The organism is Limimaricola soesokkakensis, from assembly GCF_900172345.1.
Taxonomy (GTDB): domain Bacteria; phylum Pseudomonadota; class Alphaproteobacteria; order Rhodobacterales; family Rhodobacteraceae; genus Limimaricola; species Limimaricola soesokkakensis.
Genome location: NZ_FWFY01000005.1, coordinates 65,791 through 82,451 on the forward strand (window position 1 = coordinate 65,791; position 16,661 = coordinate 82,451).

A 16,661-nucleotide genomic window follows, 5' to 3' on the forward strand; every position below is an offset into this window, starting at 1 on the left:
GGCCCCCCCCCTTGCCGGAGCCCCGCCATGCCGAAGGACACCAACGCCCCCGATACGCTGCGCGTGTCGATCGGCCAGTTCTCCTCGGCCGGGCGCAAGCCGGAGAACCAGGATTTCCACGGCGCGCTGATCCCCGGGGGCGAGGCGCTGGCGCTCAAGGGCATCACGCTGGCCGTGGCCGACGGCATCTCCTCCTCGCGCGTGAGCGCCGAGGCTGCCGAAACCGCGGTGAAGGCCCTGCTCGCGGACTACTACGCGACGCCGGACAGCTGGACCGCAAGGACCGCGGCGACCCGGGTGATCGCCGCCACCAATGCCTGGCTGCACGGGCAGAACAACTCGGTCGGGGACATCAACCAAGGCCGCGTCTGCACTCTCTCGGCCCTGATCGCCAAAGGCCGCGAGGCGCATGTCCTGCATATCGGCGACAGCCGGGTCAGCCGCCTGACCGGCGCCAGCCTCGAGCCCCTGACCACCGACCACCGCCTCACGCTCTCGGCCGAGGAATGCTATCTCGGCCGTGCTCTCGGCATCGACGCCACGGTCGAGATCGACTACCGGCGCGTGCCGCTTTCGGTGGGCGATATCTTCCTGCTGAGCTCCGACGGGGTGCACGACTTCATCACCGGCACGATGGTCCGCGATGCGGTCGCGACCGGTGATCTGGACCAAGCGGCGAGGCAGCTCGCCGACGCCGCGCTGCGGGCCGGAAGCCGCGACAACTTGACGGTCCAGATCCTGCGCATCGACGCTCTGCCCGATGGTGCGGACGCGCTTGGCACCGATGCCGCCCGGCTTCCGGTGCTGCCGCTGCCGAGACCCGGCGACAGCATCGACGGCTTTCGCATCCACCGCCAAATCCACGCAACCGCGCGCAGCCATGTCTATCTCGCCACCGACGCGCAGGGGCGCGAGGTCGCTCTGAAGATCCCCGCGACCGAGATGGCGCAGGACGAGGAATACCTGCGCCGCTTCGTGCTCGAGGACTGGATCGCGCGGCGGATCCATTCCCCGCATGTGCTGCGCGCGGCCTCGCGCGCCGGGCGGTCTACCGCGCTCTACGCCGTGACCGAACTGGTCCGGGGCGTCACCCTCCGCCAGTGGATGACCGACAACCCTGCGCCGCCGCTCGACCGGGTCCGGGACATCGCCGCCCAGATCGCCGCGGGGCTGCGCGCCCTTCACCGCCGCGAGATGGTGCATCAGGACCTGCGCCCCGAGAACATCATGATCGACGCGAGCGGCACGGTGACGATCATCGATCTCGGCTCGGCCGCAGTGGCGGGGGTCGAGGAAGCCCGGCCCGGCCTGCTGGGCCAGCTTCCAGGCACCTACCAGTACACCGCGCCGGAATATTTCGCGGGCGACGCGGTCAGCTGGCGCTCGGACCAATACGCCTTGGGCGTAATCCTCTACGAGATGCTCTGCGGCAGGCTGCCCTATGGCACGCAGGTCGCGCGGGTGCGGTCGCGCCGCGATCAGGCCCGCCTGACCTATCGCTCCGCCCGCGACGACGACAGCACCCTGCCCGCCTGGGTCGACATGACGCTGCGCCGTGCGACCCATCCCGACCCGCTGCGCCGCTACGACGCCCTGTCGGAATTCGTGGCCGATCTGCGTCGTCCCGGCGCCGACTGGCGCGCGACGCGGCACGTGCCGCTGGTGCAGCGCAACCCCGTCCAATTCTGGCAGTCGGTCTCGGCGATCCTCGCCCTGCTCTGCCTCGTCATGGCCGTCCGGATGGGCGGCTGAACCGTCCCAAAGGAGGACCACATGAAAGACCTCGCACTGTTCGACGACCTGACCAAGGAGGACGTGACTGTCCTGATCGTTCGGGCCAAGAAACGCGCCGGGCTGAGCTGGGAGGGGATCGCCGAAAAGATCGGCATGTCCTCGGTCTGGACCCATTCCGCGGCGATGGGGATGAACGCGATGCCGGCGGAAAAGGCCGAAGCGCTGGCCAGCCTTCTGGAGTTGCCCGCCGAGGCGGTCGCGGTGCTGCAGGACAGCCCGACCAAGGTCTGGGAGCAGGCGGTACCCACCGATCCCTGTATCTACCGCCTCTACGAGATCGTCGGCGTTTATGGCCCGACCATCAAGGCGCTGATCCACGAGAAGTTCGGGGATGGCATCATGTCGGCGATCGATTTCGACATGAAGATCGAACGGGTCGAAAACCCGAAGGGCGACCGCGTGAAGATTGAGATGTCCGGCAAATACCTCGGCTACAACGCCTGGTAGGGCAGCGGCGCGGGCTGGTAACCGGCCCGCGCCACGCAGTGATCGGTCGTGTCGATTCGAGGACCCGGCGGGAACGCCCGAACGCCCGCGGGTCCGCCGAGCACGGGACGCATCCAGCGTGACAAATCGGCGCTCCACCGGCAACCGGCCGCCGGAGGCTTGCCCCCTGCCCTGCCCGCAACGGCTAACCTGTCGGGTGAACCGCCGCCCGGAATGTTTCAAAAAAGGCCGAACCCGTCTCGGCCCCCGCCCAGCTCCACCCGCCGATCCAGCCGCAGCCGGTCCAGAAACGCCTCGTCGTGGCTCACCACCAGCAGCGCGCCGTCATAGCCGATGAGCGCCGCCTCCAGCGCCTCGATCCCGTCGAGATCGAGATGGTTCGTCGGCTCGTCGAGGATCAGCAGGGCCGGTGGCACCGGGCGGCCGATGGTGCAGGCAAGCCCCGCCCGCAGCCGTTCGCCACCGCTGAGCGACCCGGCCTGCCGCAAGCCGTCCTCGGCGCGAAACCGGAACCGCGCCAGCGCCGCGCGGCATTCCATTTCCGGCGCCGCCGGGTTCAGCCGCTTGTAGGCGTCGCGCAAGGACATCCCCGGTGCCAGCAGGTCGACATGCTGATCGAGATAGGCGCAGGCGACCTCCAGCCGTGCCGTCCCGGCGCAGGGCGCGCGCCGCCCGGCCACGAGGTCGAGAAGCGTGGTCTTGCCGCTGCCATTCGGGCCGGTGATCGCGATGCGCTCGGGCCCGGTCATCACCAGCGACAGGTCGCGAATGACCGGGCGGTCCGGGTCGGGGCCGGCGCTGACCCGGTCGAGCCGCAGCACCACCCGCGACCGTGCGAGACCCGTGGGCGAAATCTCCATCGCCAGCGGCGCCACGATCTCGATCGCCTCGCGCGCCGCCGCGACCCGCGCCTCCGTCGCGGCGCGCCGGTCCTCGCGCAGCCGCGCCCCGGCGCCGCCAGAGCCCTCCGCCCGCTCCTTCGCCGCATCGAGAAGAATCTTCGGCTGCCCGCCCTTCGCCCGCCCCTTGCGGCCGCGGCTGTCCTTGCGCGCCTTGCGCTCGGCCGCCTGCTGCGCCCGGCGCTTCTGCGCGGCGCGGTCCTTTTCGGCATCGGCCAGATCATGCCGCGCCGCCTCGATCTCGCGCGCCTTCCACGCGCGGTAGGCGCTGTAGCCGCCGCCATAGCGCCGGGCCCCCAGCTCCGACAACTCGACGATTGCATCCATTTCCTCGAGCAATTCGCGGTCATGGCTGACCACGATGGCCGCGCGCCGCCAATCGCGCAGCACCTCCGCCACCAAGGTCCGCCCCGCCCGGTCGAGATTGTTGGTCGGCTCGTCGAGCAGCAGCAGGTCCGGTTCGGCGAAGAGCAGCGCCGCGAGACCGCCCCGCGTTCGCTCTCCGCCCGAGAGATCGGAGAGCGGCGCCTGTGGATCGAGGGCGAGGCCGCAGCGGTCCAGCGCCGCCGCCATGCGCGCGGGTAGCGTCCAGTCGGCCTCGGCCAGCTCGTCGATCCCGGCCAACCCCGCCTCGGCCCGGTCGAGCAGCGCCAGCGCCTCGCGCGCCTCGAACAGCTCCGCGATGGTTTCCCCGGCCGCGAACTGGACGTCCTGGCGCAGCATTGCCACACGCCCGTCGCAACCGACCTGCCCCGAACGCGGCCGCAGTTCCCCGGCGATCAGCCGCAGCAGCGTGGTCTTGCCGCTGCCGTTGCGACCGACGAGGCCGCTGCGCTCGGCGCCGAAGACGGCGTCGAGATCGGACAGGACGGGGGTGCCGTCAGGGGCGGACCATGAAAGTTGGGAAAGGGTGACGGAGGTGGACATGGGACATGGCTTCTCGCAGCGATACCGAAAGGCGGAAGGCGGCGCGCACGTGGTCCATGTCGATGGTTCTCCTCTGACCCGCGCAGGATACGCCCATTCGCGCCCTGCGCAAAGTCACCGATGCGGGACGGACGCCCGATCTCGTCCCGGTCGAGGCATCGGTTCTCCTTATCCGCAAGCTGCCGGCCCCGGGACAGCCCGTCGCTGTCCCGGGGCCGGAACGCCTGTCACGCGTCGAACCGGATCTGCACCTTGATCGCGCTGTTGCGGTCGCTGGCCAGCCGGAAGCCCTGCTCGGCCTCGTCGAGGCCGACCGCATGGGTGAGCAGCGGCTTGACGTCGATCCGGCCCGCGCGCATCGCGGCGACCCCTTGGGCGAATTCCTCGTGGAACCGGAACGACCCGCGCAGGTCCAGTTCCTTGGCGGTGACAAGCATCATCGGCAGCGACATGTCGCCGCCCAGCCCCAGCTGCACCGCCACGCCGCGCGGGCGCATCGCCGCCAGCGCCGGCGCGATCGCGGCCGCCACGCCGGTGCATTCGAACAGCACGTCGAAGCTGCCCTTGCCCGCCGCGTAGCCCGCGAGCGTTTCGGCATCCTGCCCGGTGTTGATCGTGACGTCGGCCCCAACCTGCCGCGCCACGCCGAGCGTGAAATCGGTCAGGTCGGTGGCCACGATCTCGGCCGCGCCCGCGTGGCGCGCGGCGATGATCGAGAGCAGGCCGATCGGGCCACAGCCGGTCACCAACACCCGCTTGCCCAGGAGTTCGCCCGCCCGCCGGGCCGCGTGCAGCGTCACGGCCAGCGGCTCGGCCATCGCCGCCTCGCCGGGGCTCAGCCCGGTCGCCAGCGCGCATTGCGCCGCATTGGCCACCAGCTCCTGCCGGAATGCCCCCTGGATATGCGGGAACGGCATGGCCGAGCCATAGAAGCGCATGTTCTCGCAATGGTTCGGGCGACCGGCATGGCACTGCGCGCAGCCGCCGCAGGGCCGCGAGGGCGAGACGGCGACGAGATCGCCCGCCGTGAGCCCGGTCACGCCGGGGCCGCATTCGACGACCCGGCCCGACACCTCGTGGCCGAGGATCATCGGCTCGCGCAGCCGCACCGAGCCGAAACCGCCATGCGAATAATAGTGCAGGTCCGAGCCGCAGATCCCGCCCCGCTCGATCGCGACGCGCAGCTGCCCCGGCCCGACCGCCTCGGACGGGCGCTCCTCGACCCGCAAATCACGGGCGGCATGGATGACGACGGCCTTCATCGGGCGCAAGCCCCATGGGCGAGGCACGCACCCTGCCCGAGAACCGATTGATGATCGAGCGGCTGCCTCATGTTCCCTCTCCCTCGGATCGAAACGGCATAGCCGCGCCAGACCCTGCTTGACTCGTTTTGTTATCGATAACATAGAAGGTGGACGAGGACATGTCTACACCGTCAGGAGAGCTGGATGACCCAAGGCAAAGCGTATCTGGAAACCATGTTCGGCCTGTCCGGCCGGCGTGCCCTGATCACCGGCTCCTCGCAGGGGATCGGCCTCGCGCTTGCCCGCGGTCTGGCGCAGGCCGGGGCCCAAATCGTACTCAATGGCCGCGACCCGGCCCGGTTGGAGCAGGCGCGCGAGACGCTCGCCGCGGAGCTGCCGGAGGCCGAAATCGCCACCCTCGCCTTCGACGCGACCCGCCATGACGAGGTGCGCGCCGCGATCGACGGGTTCGAGGCGCAGACGGGCGCCATCGACATCCTCGTGAACAACGCCGGGATGCAGCACCGCACGCCGCTCGAGGACTTTCCCGCCGACCGCTTCGAGGCGCTGCTGCAAACCAACATCGCTTCGGTGTTCCATGTCGGCCAGGCGGCGGCGCGACACATGATCGCGCGCGGCCACGGCAAGATCATCAACATCTGCTCGGTGCAGACCGCCCTCGCCCGCCCCGGGATCGCCCCCTACACCGCCACCAAGGGCGCGGTCGGCAACCTGACCAAGGGCATGGCGACCGACTGGGCCCGGCACGGGTTGCAATGCAACGCCATCGCGCCCGGCTATTTCGACACGCCGCTCAACGCCGCGCTGGTCGCCGATCCGGACTTCTCGGCCTGGCTCGAAAAGCGTACCCCGGCGGGGCGCTGGGGCAAGGTCGACGAGCTGATCGGCGCCTGCGTCTTCCTTTCGTCCGAGGCGTCGAGCTTCGTCAACGGCCACGTTCTCTATGTCGACGGTGCGATCAGTGTCTCGCTCTGATCCCGCATCGACGCCGCGCGCGGGGCTGCGCCCCCGCGCCGTTTCGGCCTGACCGGGGGGCGGCGCATGAGCCCGGCCGCGCGCGGCGCGACGATCCGGATGTCCGATGTCGCCCGGGCCGTGGGGGTCTCGGCGATGACCGTCTCGCGCGCTTTCAAGGGCGACGACAGCGTCAGGCCCGAAACCCGTGACAAGATCCTGCGAAAGGCGGAGGAGCTGGGCTACGTCTTCGACGCCACGGCCGCGAATTTGCGCCAGAACCGGACCGGTTTCGTCGCCGTCACCGTGCCCACCATCGACAGCGCGAACTTCGCCCAGACGGTGCGCGCGCTGACGCAGGGACTGGCGCGGGAAGGTTTGCAGATCCTGCTCGCCAACACCGAGTACGATCCCGCGCAGGAAGAGGCCGTCATCGCGCAGCTTCTGCGCCGCAAGCCCGAGGCGGTGGTGCTGACCGGCGGGCAGCACACGCCCCGTACGCGGCAATTGCTGCGCGCCTCGAAGCTGCCGATCGTGCAGCTCTGGGACCTGCCGGACGATCCGCTGGATCACGTCGTTGGCTTTTCCAACGCCGCTTCGATCGGGCTGCTCGTCGATCACCTCGTGTCGCGGGGCCGTCGGCGCATCGGCTTTCTGGGCGGCGATTCCGACCGCGATCCGCGCGGCCGGCAGCGCCGGGCCGGCTTCGTCGCGGCGTTGGCGCGGCATGGTCTCGAAACCTTCCGGCTGGCCCCGCTCGGTGAACCGCCGATCAGCATGGCCGCCGGCGCCGCGGCGCTCGACGCGCTGCTCGCGCGGCATCCCGACACCGACGCGGTGATCGGCGTCTCCGACCTCGTGGCCTTCGGGGCGCTGGCCGAGTGCCAGCGGCGGCGGATCGCGGTGCCGGGCACGCTGGCGCTCGCGGGCTTCGGCAATTACGAGATCGGCGCGGTCTGCGCGCCGCGTCTGACGACGGTCGACGCCCATGCCGAGCGGATCGGCGCCGAGGCGGCGCAGCTGGTCGGCGCGCTCCTGAACGGCGACCGGTCCGGGCCGCCCCGGCGGATCGAGATCCCGCCTGCTCTGATCATCCGCGAGACCTCGGGCGAGCCGCGCTGATCCCGGCGCGAACCCGGGCGCGGCCAAGACCCCCCTGCCCCATGAAAAAGGCCCGCCCCCTGCAGGGGGCGGGCCGGTGGTGCCCAAGGGGCGCGTCTCAGTATATGGCGATCGCCGGGAACAGGATCAGCACCGCGACCGCCAGCGCCTGAAGCCCGATGAAGGGCAGCAGCGAGCGGAAGATGTCGCCGAGGCTGATATCCGGTGGCGCCACGGATTTGAGATAGAACGCCGCCGGCCCGAAGGGCGGGCTGAGAAAGCTCATCTGCATGTTCATGCAGAACACCACGCCGAACCAGACGGGGTCGTAGCCCATCGAGGTGATGATCGGCACGAAGATCGGCATGGTCAGAAGCGCGATCCCGACCCAGTCGAGGAACATGCCCAGCACGAACAACAGCGCCATCATGAACAGCAGCACGATCACCGGCTCGTCCGAGATGCCCGTGATCAGCGCCGAGACGAACTTGATGCCGCCCATCAGGTTGAACACCCCCACCAGCGCCGTGGCGCCGATGCCGATCCAGACGATCATGCCGACGGTTTGCAGGGTCTGCAGCGCCGCGGCCTTCATCAGCCCGATCGTGAACTCGCCGCGGATCATCGTCGAGAGCGTCACCCCGAGCACGCCGACGGCCGAGGCCTCGGTGACGCTAGCGATGCCGCCATAGATCGAGCCCAGCACGCCGATCACTACGAGGATCGGCAGGAACAGCCCCTTGGCCAGCCGCAGCTTCTCGGCGGTGGAGGCGCGCGGCCCCTCGACCACCGGCGCCATCGCCGGGTTGAGATAGGCGCGGATCAGCACATAGGCCACGTAGAAGCCCGCCAGCATCAGCCCGGGGATGAAGGCCGCGGTGAACAGGTCGCCGATCGAGACGTTGGCGGTCAGCCCGTAGATGATCAGCACGATCGAGGGCGGCACCATGGTGCCGAGCGCGCCGCCGGCGCAGACCACGCCGATGGCGAGGTTCTTGTCGTAACCCAGCCGCAGCATCTGCGGCAGCGCGATCAGGCCCAGAAGCACCACCTCGCCGCCGATGATGCCCGACATCGCCGCGAGGATGACGGCCACGAGGATCGTCTGGATCGCGATGCCGCCCCTGAGCCGCCCGCCGAACAGGCGCATCGCGTCGAACAGGTCGCGGGCGATGCCGGACCGGTCGAGGATCGCCGCCATCAGCACGAACATCGGCACCGAGACGAAGACGAAGCTCGAGACGAAGGAATAGACCCGGGAGGTGATCAGCGGCACCGCCATCGGGCCGAACCAGCCGAGCGCGAAGATCAGCGCCACGAGCAGTGTGACGTAGGCCAGCGGGATGCCGGTGACCAAGAGCACCAGCAGCATCGCGAACATCAGCCCGGTGGCCCCCTCGATGCCGAGACCCTGCAGCAGTCCGAAGAATTCCATCAACGCCGTCCCCGCGCGTAGTTCACGGCCAGGATCGCGAACTGGACCGTCATGACGCCCAGAACGAGCATGAGAAAGATCTTGATCAGGCCCGGATAGACCGGATTCCAGGCGCTGCCGGACCGCTCGATGCGGATCTCGCCGGTGGGTGCGAAGGCGGCGCGCGACACCATGATCCAGGCGGCCCAGGTGAACATCGCCGCCGACAGGCCGCAGATGATCGAGATCACCACGTCGAAGGCGCGGCGCAGCTTCGGCCCGAGCTGGTCATAGATCAGCACGACCCGGATATGGCTGTCGCGCGCGGTGCAGTAGAGCCCGCCATAGACGAAGGCCACGCCCGACAGGAACACGGTGGTCTCGTGCGCCCAGATCGTGGGCCGGTTGAAGAAGTAGCGCAGCACCACCTCCTGGATCAGGATCAGCATGGCGATGATGATGCCCACGGCAAAGACGATGCCGACCCGGTCGATGGCGCGGCCGAGCCAGCCCGCCTCCGGGATCGGCCCGCCCTCGTCGCGGGGCGGCGTGATGTCGGTGTGATCTTCTGTCACTGGCCTTGTCCCTCGTTGAAAGGTGCTTGCGAAGACGCCCGGGACCGCGGGCCCGGGCGTCTCAGGGATACGGCTGGGCCGCGCAGGTCTTACTCGGCGATCAGGCCGTTCTCGGTCAGGTAGCCGGTCAGCGTGTCATAGACCTTCTGCGCGTTCTCGGAGCGCACGGCCACTTTCTCCCACTCGCCCATGGCGATCTGGCGGAACTTGGCGCGCTCCTCGTCGGACCAGTCATGCACGGTGATCTCTCCCGAGGCATTGGCCTCCTCGAGCGCGGCCTGATCGGCCTCCTTGAGCGAGGCGATCTGGTTCTGGGCGAACTGCTTCACCGACTCTTCCATGATCCCCTTGAGATCGTCGGGCAGCTCGTCCCACTTGGCCTCGTTCATCGAGACTTCGACCAGCGGCATCGAGTGGAAGCCCGGATAGACCGGGTGCGCGGCCACGTCATGCATGCCCTGCGCGTGGTTGACCGAGAACACCGAGTAGTCGGCCGCGTCGATCACGCCCTTGTCGAGCGAGGTGAAGACCTCGGAGCCCGGCAGGTTCACCGGCGCCGCGCCGGCGGCGGCGAAGACCTGCTGCACGAGGCCCTCGGGGGCGCGCAGCTTCAGGCCCTTGAGATCCTCGACGCCCTCGAGCGGCACGTTCGAGACGAAGGCCTCGAGGCCCGGGGTGCTGACGCCGATGAATTCGAGCCCGTAGGGCGAGAGCAGCTCGTCCATCAGCTCGTGGCCGCCGCCCTGCTCGACGAAATCGAACATCTGCTGCGGGTCGGACCAGGCGCCGACCGGGTTGGCGATCAGGCCGAAGGCCGGATCCTTGCCGGCGAAATAGGAGGTGTCGGTGATGTGGCCGTCGAGGATGCCGGCCGCGATCGCGTCCTGCGTCTCGTTATGGGCGACGATCGAGTCCACCGGCAGCAGCTCGACCGTGACGCGGCCATCGGTCAACTCGGCGACGCTCTCGGCCCACTGCTTCTGCAGTTCGAAGTTCGGGTTGCCCGCCGGGTCCGAGGACTGGAAGCGGAAGCTGTAATCCTGCGCGGCGGCGGCGCCCGCCAGCGTCAGAGCGGTCGCGAGCGTGATGGTGAAGGTCTTGGTCATGTGGTCCTCCTCGGGGTGTGGTCCGCCTGCCCGGACCCGTCGGGCCCTCCCTGCAGGCGGGATGAAAGCTGTGTCAGTGCCGTGGCGATGATCTCGACGGGCGAAGGCGCCACCGAAACCGCGATGGCATCCTCGTCGGGGCCCGGCGGCTCCAGCGTCTGCAGCTGGCTGTCGAGCAGCGAGACCGGCATGTAATGCCCCTCGCGCCGCGACATCCGCTCGCGCAGCAGCGCGCGGTCGCCATCGAGATAGATGATCGGGAACGGGCCCAGATGCGCGCGGAGCCTGTCGCGATAGGCACGCTTTAGCGCAGAGCAGGCGACCACGGCGAAGGGCTCGGTCTCGGCCATCGCCTTGGCCACGAGGTCGAGCCAGCCCCAGCGCAGCGCGTCGGTCAGCGGCTCGCCGCGCGCCATGGTCGCGACGTTCTCCTCGGGGTGCAGGTCGTCGGCATCGACATAGACGCCGCCCAGACGATCGGCGAGACCGCGCGCCACGGTGCTCTTGCCCGCGCCGCTCACGCCCATCACCAGAATCGGTCCCTGCCGCTCGCTCATGCCGCCTCCCTTGTCGCAGCCGCTCCCCACGGCTAGAATGACAGCGCTATCATTAGATGACAGCGCTGTCATGCGTCAAGGGGGAGATCAATGGCGAAGCGGGTAACACTGGCCGAAGTGGCGGCCCGGGCCGGCGTTTCGCCGATCACGGTGAGCCGGGCCTTGCGGCGTCCGGACACGGTGCAGGCCGAGACCCGGGCGCGGATCGACGCGGCGGTGGCCGAGCTGGGCTACGTGCCGGACCCGGCGGCGCGGGCCCTCGCCACCGGCCGCGCCGACGTGATCGGCGTGCTGATCCCCTCGGTCACCAATGCCGTGTTCACCGACGTGCTCTCGGGCATCTATGACGGGCTCGCCGACAGCCGCTTCGACGTGCAATACGCGATCACGCGCTACGACCCCGGCACCGAGGAAAAGCTGATCGGCGTGTTCCTGCGCCAGCGCCCCGCCGGTCTGATCATCTCGGGCATCGACCAGACCGATGCGGCGCGGCGGCTTCTCGACCGCGCTTCCTGCCCGGTCGTGCAGGTGATGGAAACCGGCCCCGACCCGGTCGACATGATGGTCGGCTTCTCGCATCACGACGCGGCGGCGGCGGCGACGCGCCACCTGATCGATCGCGGCTATCGCCGGCCCGGCTTTCTCGGCGCCCGGATGGACCCGCGCACGCAACGCCGCTTCGCGGGGTTTCGCGCCGAGGCCGAGGCGGGCGGCGTGTTCGATCTCGACCGGGTCGAGACCACCGAGGTGCCATCGAGCGTCGGCGGCGGCGCGGAACTGCTGCGCGCGCTTCTGGGGCGCCACCCCGAAACCGACGCGGTGTTTTGCAACAATGACGACCTCGCGCTCGGCGCGCTGTTCGAGGCGATGCGCATGGGGATCCCGGTACCCGGGCAACTCGGCATCTGCGGCTTCAACGATCTCGAGATGATGCGCGCCGCCGAGCCGTCGCTCACCTCGGTGCGCACCAACCGCTTCGAGATGGGCGCGCGGGCGGTCGAGATGATCCGCGCCCGGCTCGACGGTCGCGACCCCGGCCCCGCCATCCTCGACCTCAAGGCCGAGATACTGGCAAGGCGCAGCACGGATGGCCCGACCGGCAACCGGCCGGTCGAGACTTAGACGCCGGCTCGAAGACCGGCCCCGAAAATGCAGCGCGGCTCAACCGCAAGGAGATCGCATCTTTCCGCTGGTCGTGCCGCCCCGGCCTCTGCCAGTCTGCGGGGCGGAGGCGTTGGTCATGGCGGTTTCGGACTACATCATCATCGGCGCAGGCTCGGCGGGCTGCGTGCTGGCGGAGCGGCTGAGCGCCTCGGGGCGATACAGCGTGCTGGTGCTCGAGGCCGGGCCGCGTGACCGGTCGCCCTGGGTGCGGCTGCCGCTCGGCTACGGCAAGACCTTCTTCCATCCCCGGCTCAACTGGCGCTATCGCAGCGCCCCCGATCCCGGGCTCAACGGGCGCAGCGATTACTGGCCGCGTGGCCGGGTGGTCGGCGGTTCGAGCTCGATCAACGCGCTGATCTGGGCCCGGGGCCTGCCACATGATTTCGACGATTGGGCGGCGGACGGCGCCGAGGGCTGGGACTGGGACGCTGCCCGCCGCGCCTTCGAGGCGATGGAAACCCGCGTCGCGGCCGATGGCAGCCGCGACGGCAGCGGGCCGCTCCATGTGCAGGACGTCTCGGACCAGATCCACCCGGTGACCCGCCACTTCTTCGACGGCATGGCGCAGGCCGGACTGCCCGCCTGCCCCGATTGCAACGGCGCCCGCTTCGAAGGCGCCACGACCTATCGCATCACCACCCGGTCCGGCCTGCGGCACTCCGCCGCCCGCGCCTACCTCGCCCCGGCGCTGCGGCGATCCAATGTGACGCTGCGCACCGGCGTCACGGTCACCCGGATCGGCTTCGAAGGGCGCCGAGCCGCAACGGTGGAACTGCGGATCGGTGACCGGATCGAGACCTTGCGCGCCGGGCGCGAGATCCTGCTTTGCGCCGGCGCCGTCACCTCGCCCCGGCTCTTGCAGCTTTCGGGCATCGGCCCGGCCGAGCTGCTTCGCGCCCATGGGATCGAGGTGCTGGCGGATGCGCCGCATGTCGGTGGCCAGCTTCAGGACCATCTCGCGGTAAACTACTACTTCAAGGCCAATGAGCCGACGCTCAACGACCAGCTGCGCCCGTTCTGGGGCAAGGCCCGGGCCGCGATCCGTTACGCGCTGAGCCGTCGCGGGCCGCTGGCGCTTTCGGTCAATCAATGCGGCGGCTTCTTTCGCGGCACGGCCGAGAGCCCGCAGCCGGATCAGCAGATCTACTTCAACCCGGTCAGCTACAGCACCACGCCTACGGGCCGCCGCGACCTCGTCCGGCCCGATCCGTTTCCCGGCTTCATCATCAGCTTTCAGCCCGCCCGGCCAACGAGCCGGGGCCGGATCGACATCTCATCCGCCGATCCGCTGGCCCCGCCGGATATCCGCCCCAATTCGCTCGCGACCGAGGCGGACCGGGAAACCGTGATCGCAGGCGGGCAGCTGTGTCGCCGGATCATGCGCAGCCCCGCGCTTACCGCACTGGTCGAGAGCGCCGTCGATCCCGACCTGCGCGCGCTCGACGGCGCGGCCATTCTCGACGATTTCCGCGATCGCTGCGGCACCGTCTTTCACCCGGTCGGCACCTGCCGCATGGGCGCCGACCCGCGCCGCTCGGTGGTCGATCCACGGCTGAGGCTGCATGGCTTCGACGGGCTGCGGGTGGTCGATGCCTCGGTCTTTCCCAGCATCACCTCCGGCAATACCAACGCGCCGACGATGATGGTGGCGCATCGCGCCGCCGAGATGGTCCTCGACGACGCCAGGACCACCTGATCCGCGCTCAGTCCCTCGGAGCGGGCGCGCCCCCCTCGAACAGGTTGCCATTGACGTAGTCGCAGGGCGCTTCGCTCATCTCAAGATGCAGCCCGGTGCCCTCGTAGGGATGGGCGCGGGCGAAATCTTCGTCCACCTCGATGCCGAGCCCCGGGGCCTGCGGCGCGGTAACGAACCCCTCATCGACCCGGATCGTGCCCCGGATCAACCCGTCATGGAACGGCGTCTCGATGGTCTCGGCCATCAACAGGTTGGGGATCGACGCCGCGAGATGGATGTTGGCGGCCCATTCCACCGGCCCGGCATAGAGATGCGGCGCGATCTGCGCGTTGAAGCTCTCGGCCATGGCGGCGAGTTTGCGCGCCTCCCAGATGCCGCCGGCACGGCCAAGCGCCGGTTGCAGAATCTGCGCCCCGCCGGTTCGCAGCAGCAGCGCGAATTCGGCGCGGGTGGCAAGCCGTTCGCCGGTCGCCACCGGCAGGCCGGTCGCCCGCGCCACCTCCACGAAGTCGAGCGGATTGTCGGGCGGGATCGGCTCCTCGAACCACAGCGGATCGAACGGCGCGATCGCCCGGCCGAGCCGGATCGCGCCGGCGGTGGTGAACTGCCCATGCGTGCCGAAGAGCAGGTTGGCGCGGTCGCCCACCGCCGCGCGGATCGCCCGGCAGAACGCGACCGAGCGGGTGATGTCGCTCATCGCGGGCTGGTGGCCGCCCCGGATCGTGTAGGGTCCGGCCGGGTCGAACTTCACCGCGGTGTAGCCGCGCGCGACGGCCTCGGCCGCGGCCTCGGCGGCCATGTCCGCATCGATCCAGAAGTCGGGCAGGGGATGGTGCTCCGACGGGTAGAGATAGGTATAGGCGCGCACGCGCTCGTTCATCAGCCCGCCGAGGAGCGCCCAGACCGGACGGTCGCGCGCCTTGCCGAGAATGTCCCAGCAGGCGATCTCGAGCCCCGAAAAGGCGCCCATCACGGTCGGGTCGGGCCGCTGGGTGAAGCCCGAGGAATAGGCGCGGCGGAACATCAGTTCGATGTTCTCGACGCTCTCTCCTTCCATGTGACGTTCGAACACGTCGCGGATCACCGCCTCCATCGCGCGCGGCCCGACCGCGGCGGCGTAGCATTCGCCCCAGCCGGTGATGCCGTCATCCGTGGTGAGCTTGACGAGGATCCAATAGCGCCCGCCCCAACCCGGGGCCGGTGGCGCGACGATCAGGATCTCGAGGTCTCGCAATCGCATCGGCCGTCTCCTCGTTCCAGCAGCGAGGGAGAGGACAGCAGGCGGACGGCAGCCTGTCCAGCCCCGGCATGGGCGGAGCGACCGATTGCCAACTGGCAATTCAGTATTTCTGTAATGATATTAGATTCTTAGTTGAGAAATTCCGGTGCGGTCGGGGCAGGGCGCGGCCTCGCCTCCGATCCGATTGCCAATTGGCAATCGGCCCTGCAGACGCCCGATCAGATCGGGTTCGCCTCGGCGTATTTGCGGAAGAAGGCGAGGAAGGCGCGATCGGGATCCTCGGCCGGGGACTTGCCCTTGGACCATTCGCGCCACTGCCCCTCGATGTTGTAGATGTCGTAGCCGGGGAAGCGCAGCCGCGCCGTCTCGTAGGTCTCGGTGCGCAACGCCTCGCCCTGCCGGTCGAGCCAGGCCGGGCGCGGCCGCGGCGGGGTCTGGCCCGGGATCGTGGTCGTGCCGCCCTGCCCGCGCGCCTCCTCGGCGGCCCGCGCCCGGCGACCGGTGCTGGCGAAGCTCAGGCTGCGCTCGGTCTTGTCGGTGGCATCGCCATCCTTGCGCCACCAGCGCAGCTCCACATGGGTCACGCTGCGCCCTGTCTTGATCGGCGCGATCTCGACCATGTAATCCGACAGCGCGCAGACCTCGGCCACCGCCGGATCGATCGCCCGCAGCCGCAGGTTCGACCACGAGGTCAGCTTGCCCTTGGGCACGCCGAGCACGGCGCGGATGCCATCGAGCGTGAAAGTCTCGGAGGACTTCCAGCGCAGGTTGCCGCGCTTCTGCACCATCTCGTAGAGCGTCAGCGCGTATTTCGACGACAGCGCGAACATCACCTCGCGCTGCAGCCGGGCGAAGACGGTGGAGTTGGTGATCACCTTGCGCAGCCGCGCCGGGATCTCGTATTCGAACAGACCATCGCTGCGCGCCATCTCGACGTTGCCACCGAGGAGCTGCACCCGCTCGACCGCCGGCTTGCCGTCCCAGATCACCTCCATCTTGACGATCGCGCTCATCAGCCGCTCGATCGAGTCGCCGATCCGGTCGTTGGAATTGTGGTTGCCCCGCAGGTCGGACTTGGCGATCACATGCATCACCGGCTTGTCGATCGCCTCCCAGGCATTCTCCAAGAGCTGGTTGTAGATCCGGCGGTCGGCGAGGGTGAGCGGCGTTACCTCGATCAGGTCGACGAGCTCGCCCGGCTTGATCAACGTCTCGGGTGTGGGCCGCGCGTCGACCGTGCGGTAAGAGGGTTGGGGCAGCTTTGCCATGTCTTGACCGCCAATGCGCGTTACCTGTTGCGCATACTTTTGTATGGGCGGAGATGTAAGTCAATCGACAGCGGTCGCGGGGAGGGCCACCCGATAAGTAAGGTTTGAGACGGCGGCGGGTGGAGGCGGCGATTCGCATCCCCCTGCAAAACAGGGCTTTGCGAGAGGGGTGATTCCTGCAATCCCGGCCCACCCCAAAGGTAAGAGTTCGGCACCCGATAGGTATCGCCAGCCATCCCGATACGTATCGCCAA

At 69.2% G+C, this 16,661-nt stretch carries 14 protein-coding genes; 6 read left to right on the forward strand and 8 right to left on the reverse strand.

Annotated features, from left to right (window positions below; genetic code table 11):
* Window positions 1-27 precede the first annotated feature (27 nt).
* Together LOS8367_RS09980 and cynS are read left to right on the forward strand one after the other, a co-directional pair.
* Window positions 28-1,752, forward strand: a complete 1,725-nt coding sequence (locus tag LOS8367_RS09980; protein ID WP_085896354.1) for a bifunctional protein-serine/threonine kinase/phosphatase — start codon at window positions 28-30, stop codon at window positions 1,750-1,752.
* A 21-nt stretch (window positions 1,753-1,773) separates the two neighbouring features.
* The gene (gene cynS / locus LOS8367_RS09985; protein WP_085896355.1) at window positions 1,774-2,241 is read left to right on the forward strand and encodes a cyanase; all 468 of its coding nucleotides are present in this window, start codon (window positions 1,774-1,776) and stop codon (window positions 2,239-2,241) included.
* Between the two features lie 218 nt (window positions 2,242-2,459).
* On the opposite strand, the gene LOS8367_RS09990 is transcribed toward cynS, so the two are convergent.
* Together LOS8367_RS09990 and LOS8367_RS09995 are read right to left on the reverse strand one after the other, a co-directional pair.
* Window positions 2,460-4,067, reverse strand: a complete 1,608-nt coding sequence (locus LOS8367_RS09990; protein ID WP_085896356.1) for an ABC-F family ATP-binding cassette domain-containing protein — start codon at window positions 4,065-4,067, stop codon at window positions 2,460-2,462.
* 227 nt (window positions 4,068-4,294) lie between these two features.
* Window positions 4,295-5,329 carry an L-idonate 5-dehydrogenase gene (locus LOS8367_RS09995; RefSeq protein WP_085896357.1) on the reverse strand — a complete coding sequence of 345 codons (1,035 nt, stop codon included), beginning with the start codon at window positions 5,327-5,329 and terminating at the stop codon, window positions 4,295-4,297.
* A gap of 186 nt (window positions 5,330-5,515) precedes the next feature.
* Between LOS8367_RS09995 and LOS8367_RS10000 the strand changes: the two genes are divergently transcribed.
* Window positions 5,516-6,307: an SDR family oxidoreductase gene (locus LOS8367_RS10000; protein WP_085896358.1), complete on the forward strand. Its 792-nt coding sequence runs from the start codon at window positions 5,516-5,518 to the stop codon at window positions 6,305-6,307.
* Between the two features lie 66 nt (window positions 6,308-6,373).
* On the forward strand, window positions 6,374-7,408 hold the full coding sequence (locus tag LOS8367_RS10005; RefSeq protein WP_242665557.1) for a LacI family DNA-binding transcriptional regulator: 1,035 nt from the start codon (window positions 6,374-6,376) through the stop codon (window positions 7,406-7,408).
* A 97-nt stretch (window positions 7,409-7,505) separates the two neighbouring features.
* Here LOS8367_RS10005 and LOS8367_RS10010 read toward each other — a convergent pair whose 3' ends face one another.
* The 4 genes from LOS8367_RS10010 to LOS8367_RS10025 form a co-directional block, all read right to left on the reverse strand.
* Window positions 7,506-8,822 (reverse strand): TRAP transporter large permease, encoded by a 1,317-nt coding sequence (locus LOS8367_RS10010; protein WP_085896359.1) that lies wholly within the window; start codon window positions 8,820-8,822, stop codon window positions 7,506-7,508.
* Window positions 8,822-9,376: a TRAP transporter small permease subunit gene (locus LOS8367_RS10015; RefSeq protein ID WP_085896360.1), complete on the reverse strand. Its 555-nt coding sequence runs from the start codon at window positions 9,374-9,376 to the stop codon at window positions 8,822-8,824. The genes LOS8367_RS10010 and LOS8367_RS10015 overlap by 1 nt, the downstream gene beginning before the upstream one ends.
* Before the next feature lie 89 nt (window positions 9,377-9,465).
* Window positions 9,466-10,482: a TRAP transporter substrate-binding protein gene (locus tag LOS8367_RS10020; RefSeq protein ID WP_085896361.1), complete on the reverse strand. Its 1,017-nt coding sequence runs from the start codon at window positions 10,480-10,482 to the stop codon at window positions 9,466-9,468.
* Window positions 10,479-11,039, reverse strand: a complete 561-nt coding sequence (locus tag LOS8367_RS10025; protein WP_085896362.1) for a gluconokinase — start codon at window positions 11,037-11,039, stop codon at window positions 10,479-10,481. The genes LOS8367_RS10020 and LOS8367_RS10025 overlap by 4 nt, the downstream gene beginning before the upstream one ends.
* A 90-nt stretch (window positions 11,040-11,129) precedes the next feature.
* Between LOS8367_RS10025 and gntR the strand changes: the two genes are divergently transcribed.
* A complete protein-coding gene (gene gntR / locus LOS8367_RS10030) occupies window positions 11,130-12,161 on the forward strand; it encodes an HTH-type transcriptional regulator GntR (protein ID WP_085896363.1) in 1,032 nt (343 codons plus the stop codon).
* Between the two features lie 118 nt (window positions 12,162-12,279).
* On the forward strand, window positions 12,280-13,899 hold the full coding sequence (locus LOS8367_RS10035; protein ID WP_085896364.1) for a GMC family oxidoreductase: 1,620 nt from the start codon (window positions 12,280-12,282) through the stop codon (window positions 13,897-13,899).
* 7 nt (window positions 13,900-13,906) lie between these two features.
* On the opposite strand, the gene LOS8367_RS10040 is transcribed toward LOS8367_RS10035, so the two are convergent.
* Together LOS8367_RS10040 and LOS8367_RS10045 are read right to left on the reverse strand one after the other, a co-directional pair.
* Complete coding sequence (locus LOS8367_RS10040) at window positions 13,907-15,139, reverse strand: mandelate racemase/muconate lactonizing enzyme family protein (protein ID WP_085896365.1); 1,233 nt, start codon at window positions 15,137-15,139, stop codon at window positions 13,907-13,909.
* Window positions 15,140-15,357: 218 nt separating this feature from the next.
* Window positions 15,358-16,407, reverse strand: coding sequence for a replication initiation protein (locus tag LOS8367_RS10045; protein WP_085896366.1), 1,050 nt, complete (start codon window positions 16,405-16,407; stop codon window positions 15,358-15,360).
* Window positions 16,408-16,661: the final 254 nt, after the last annotated feature.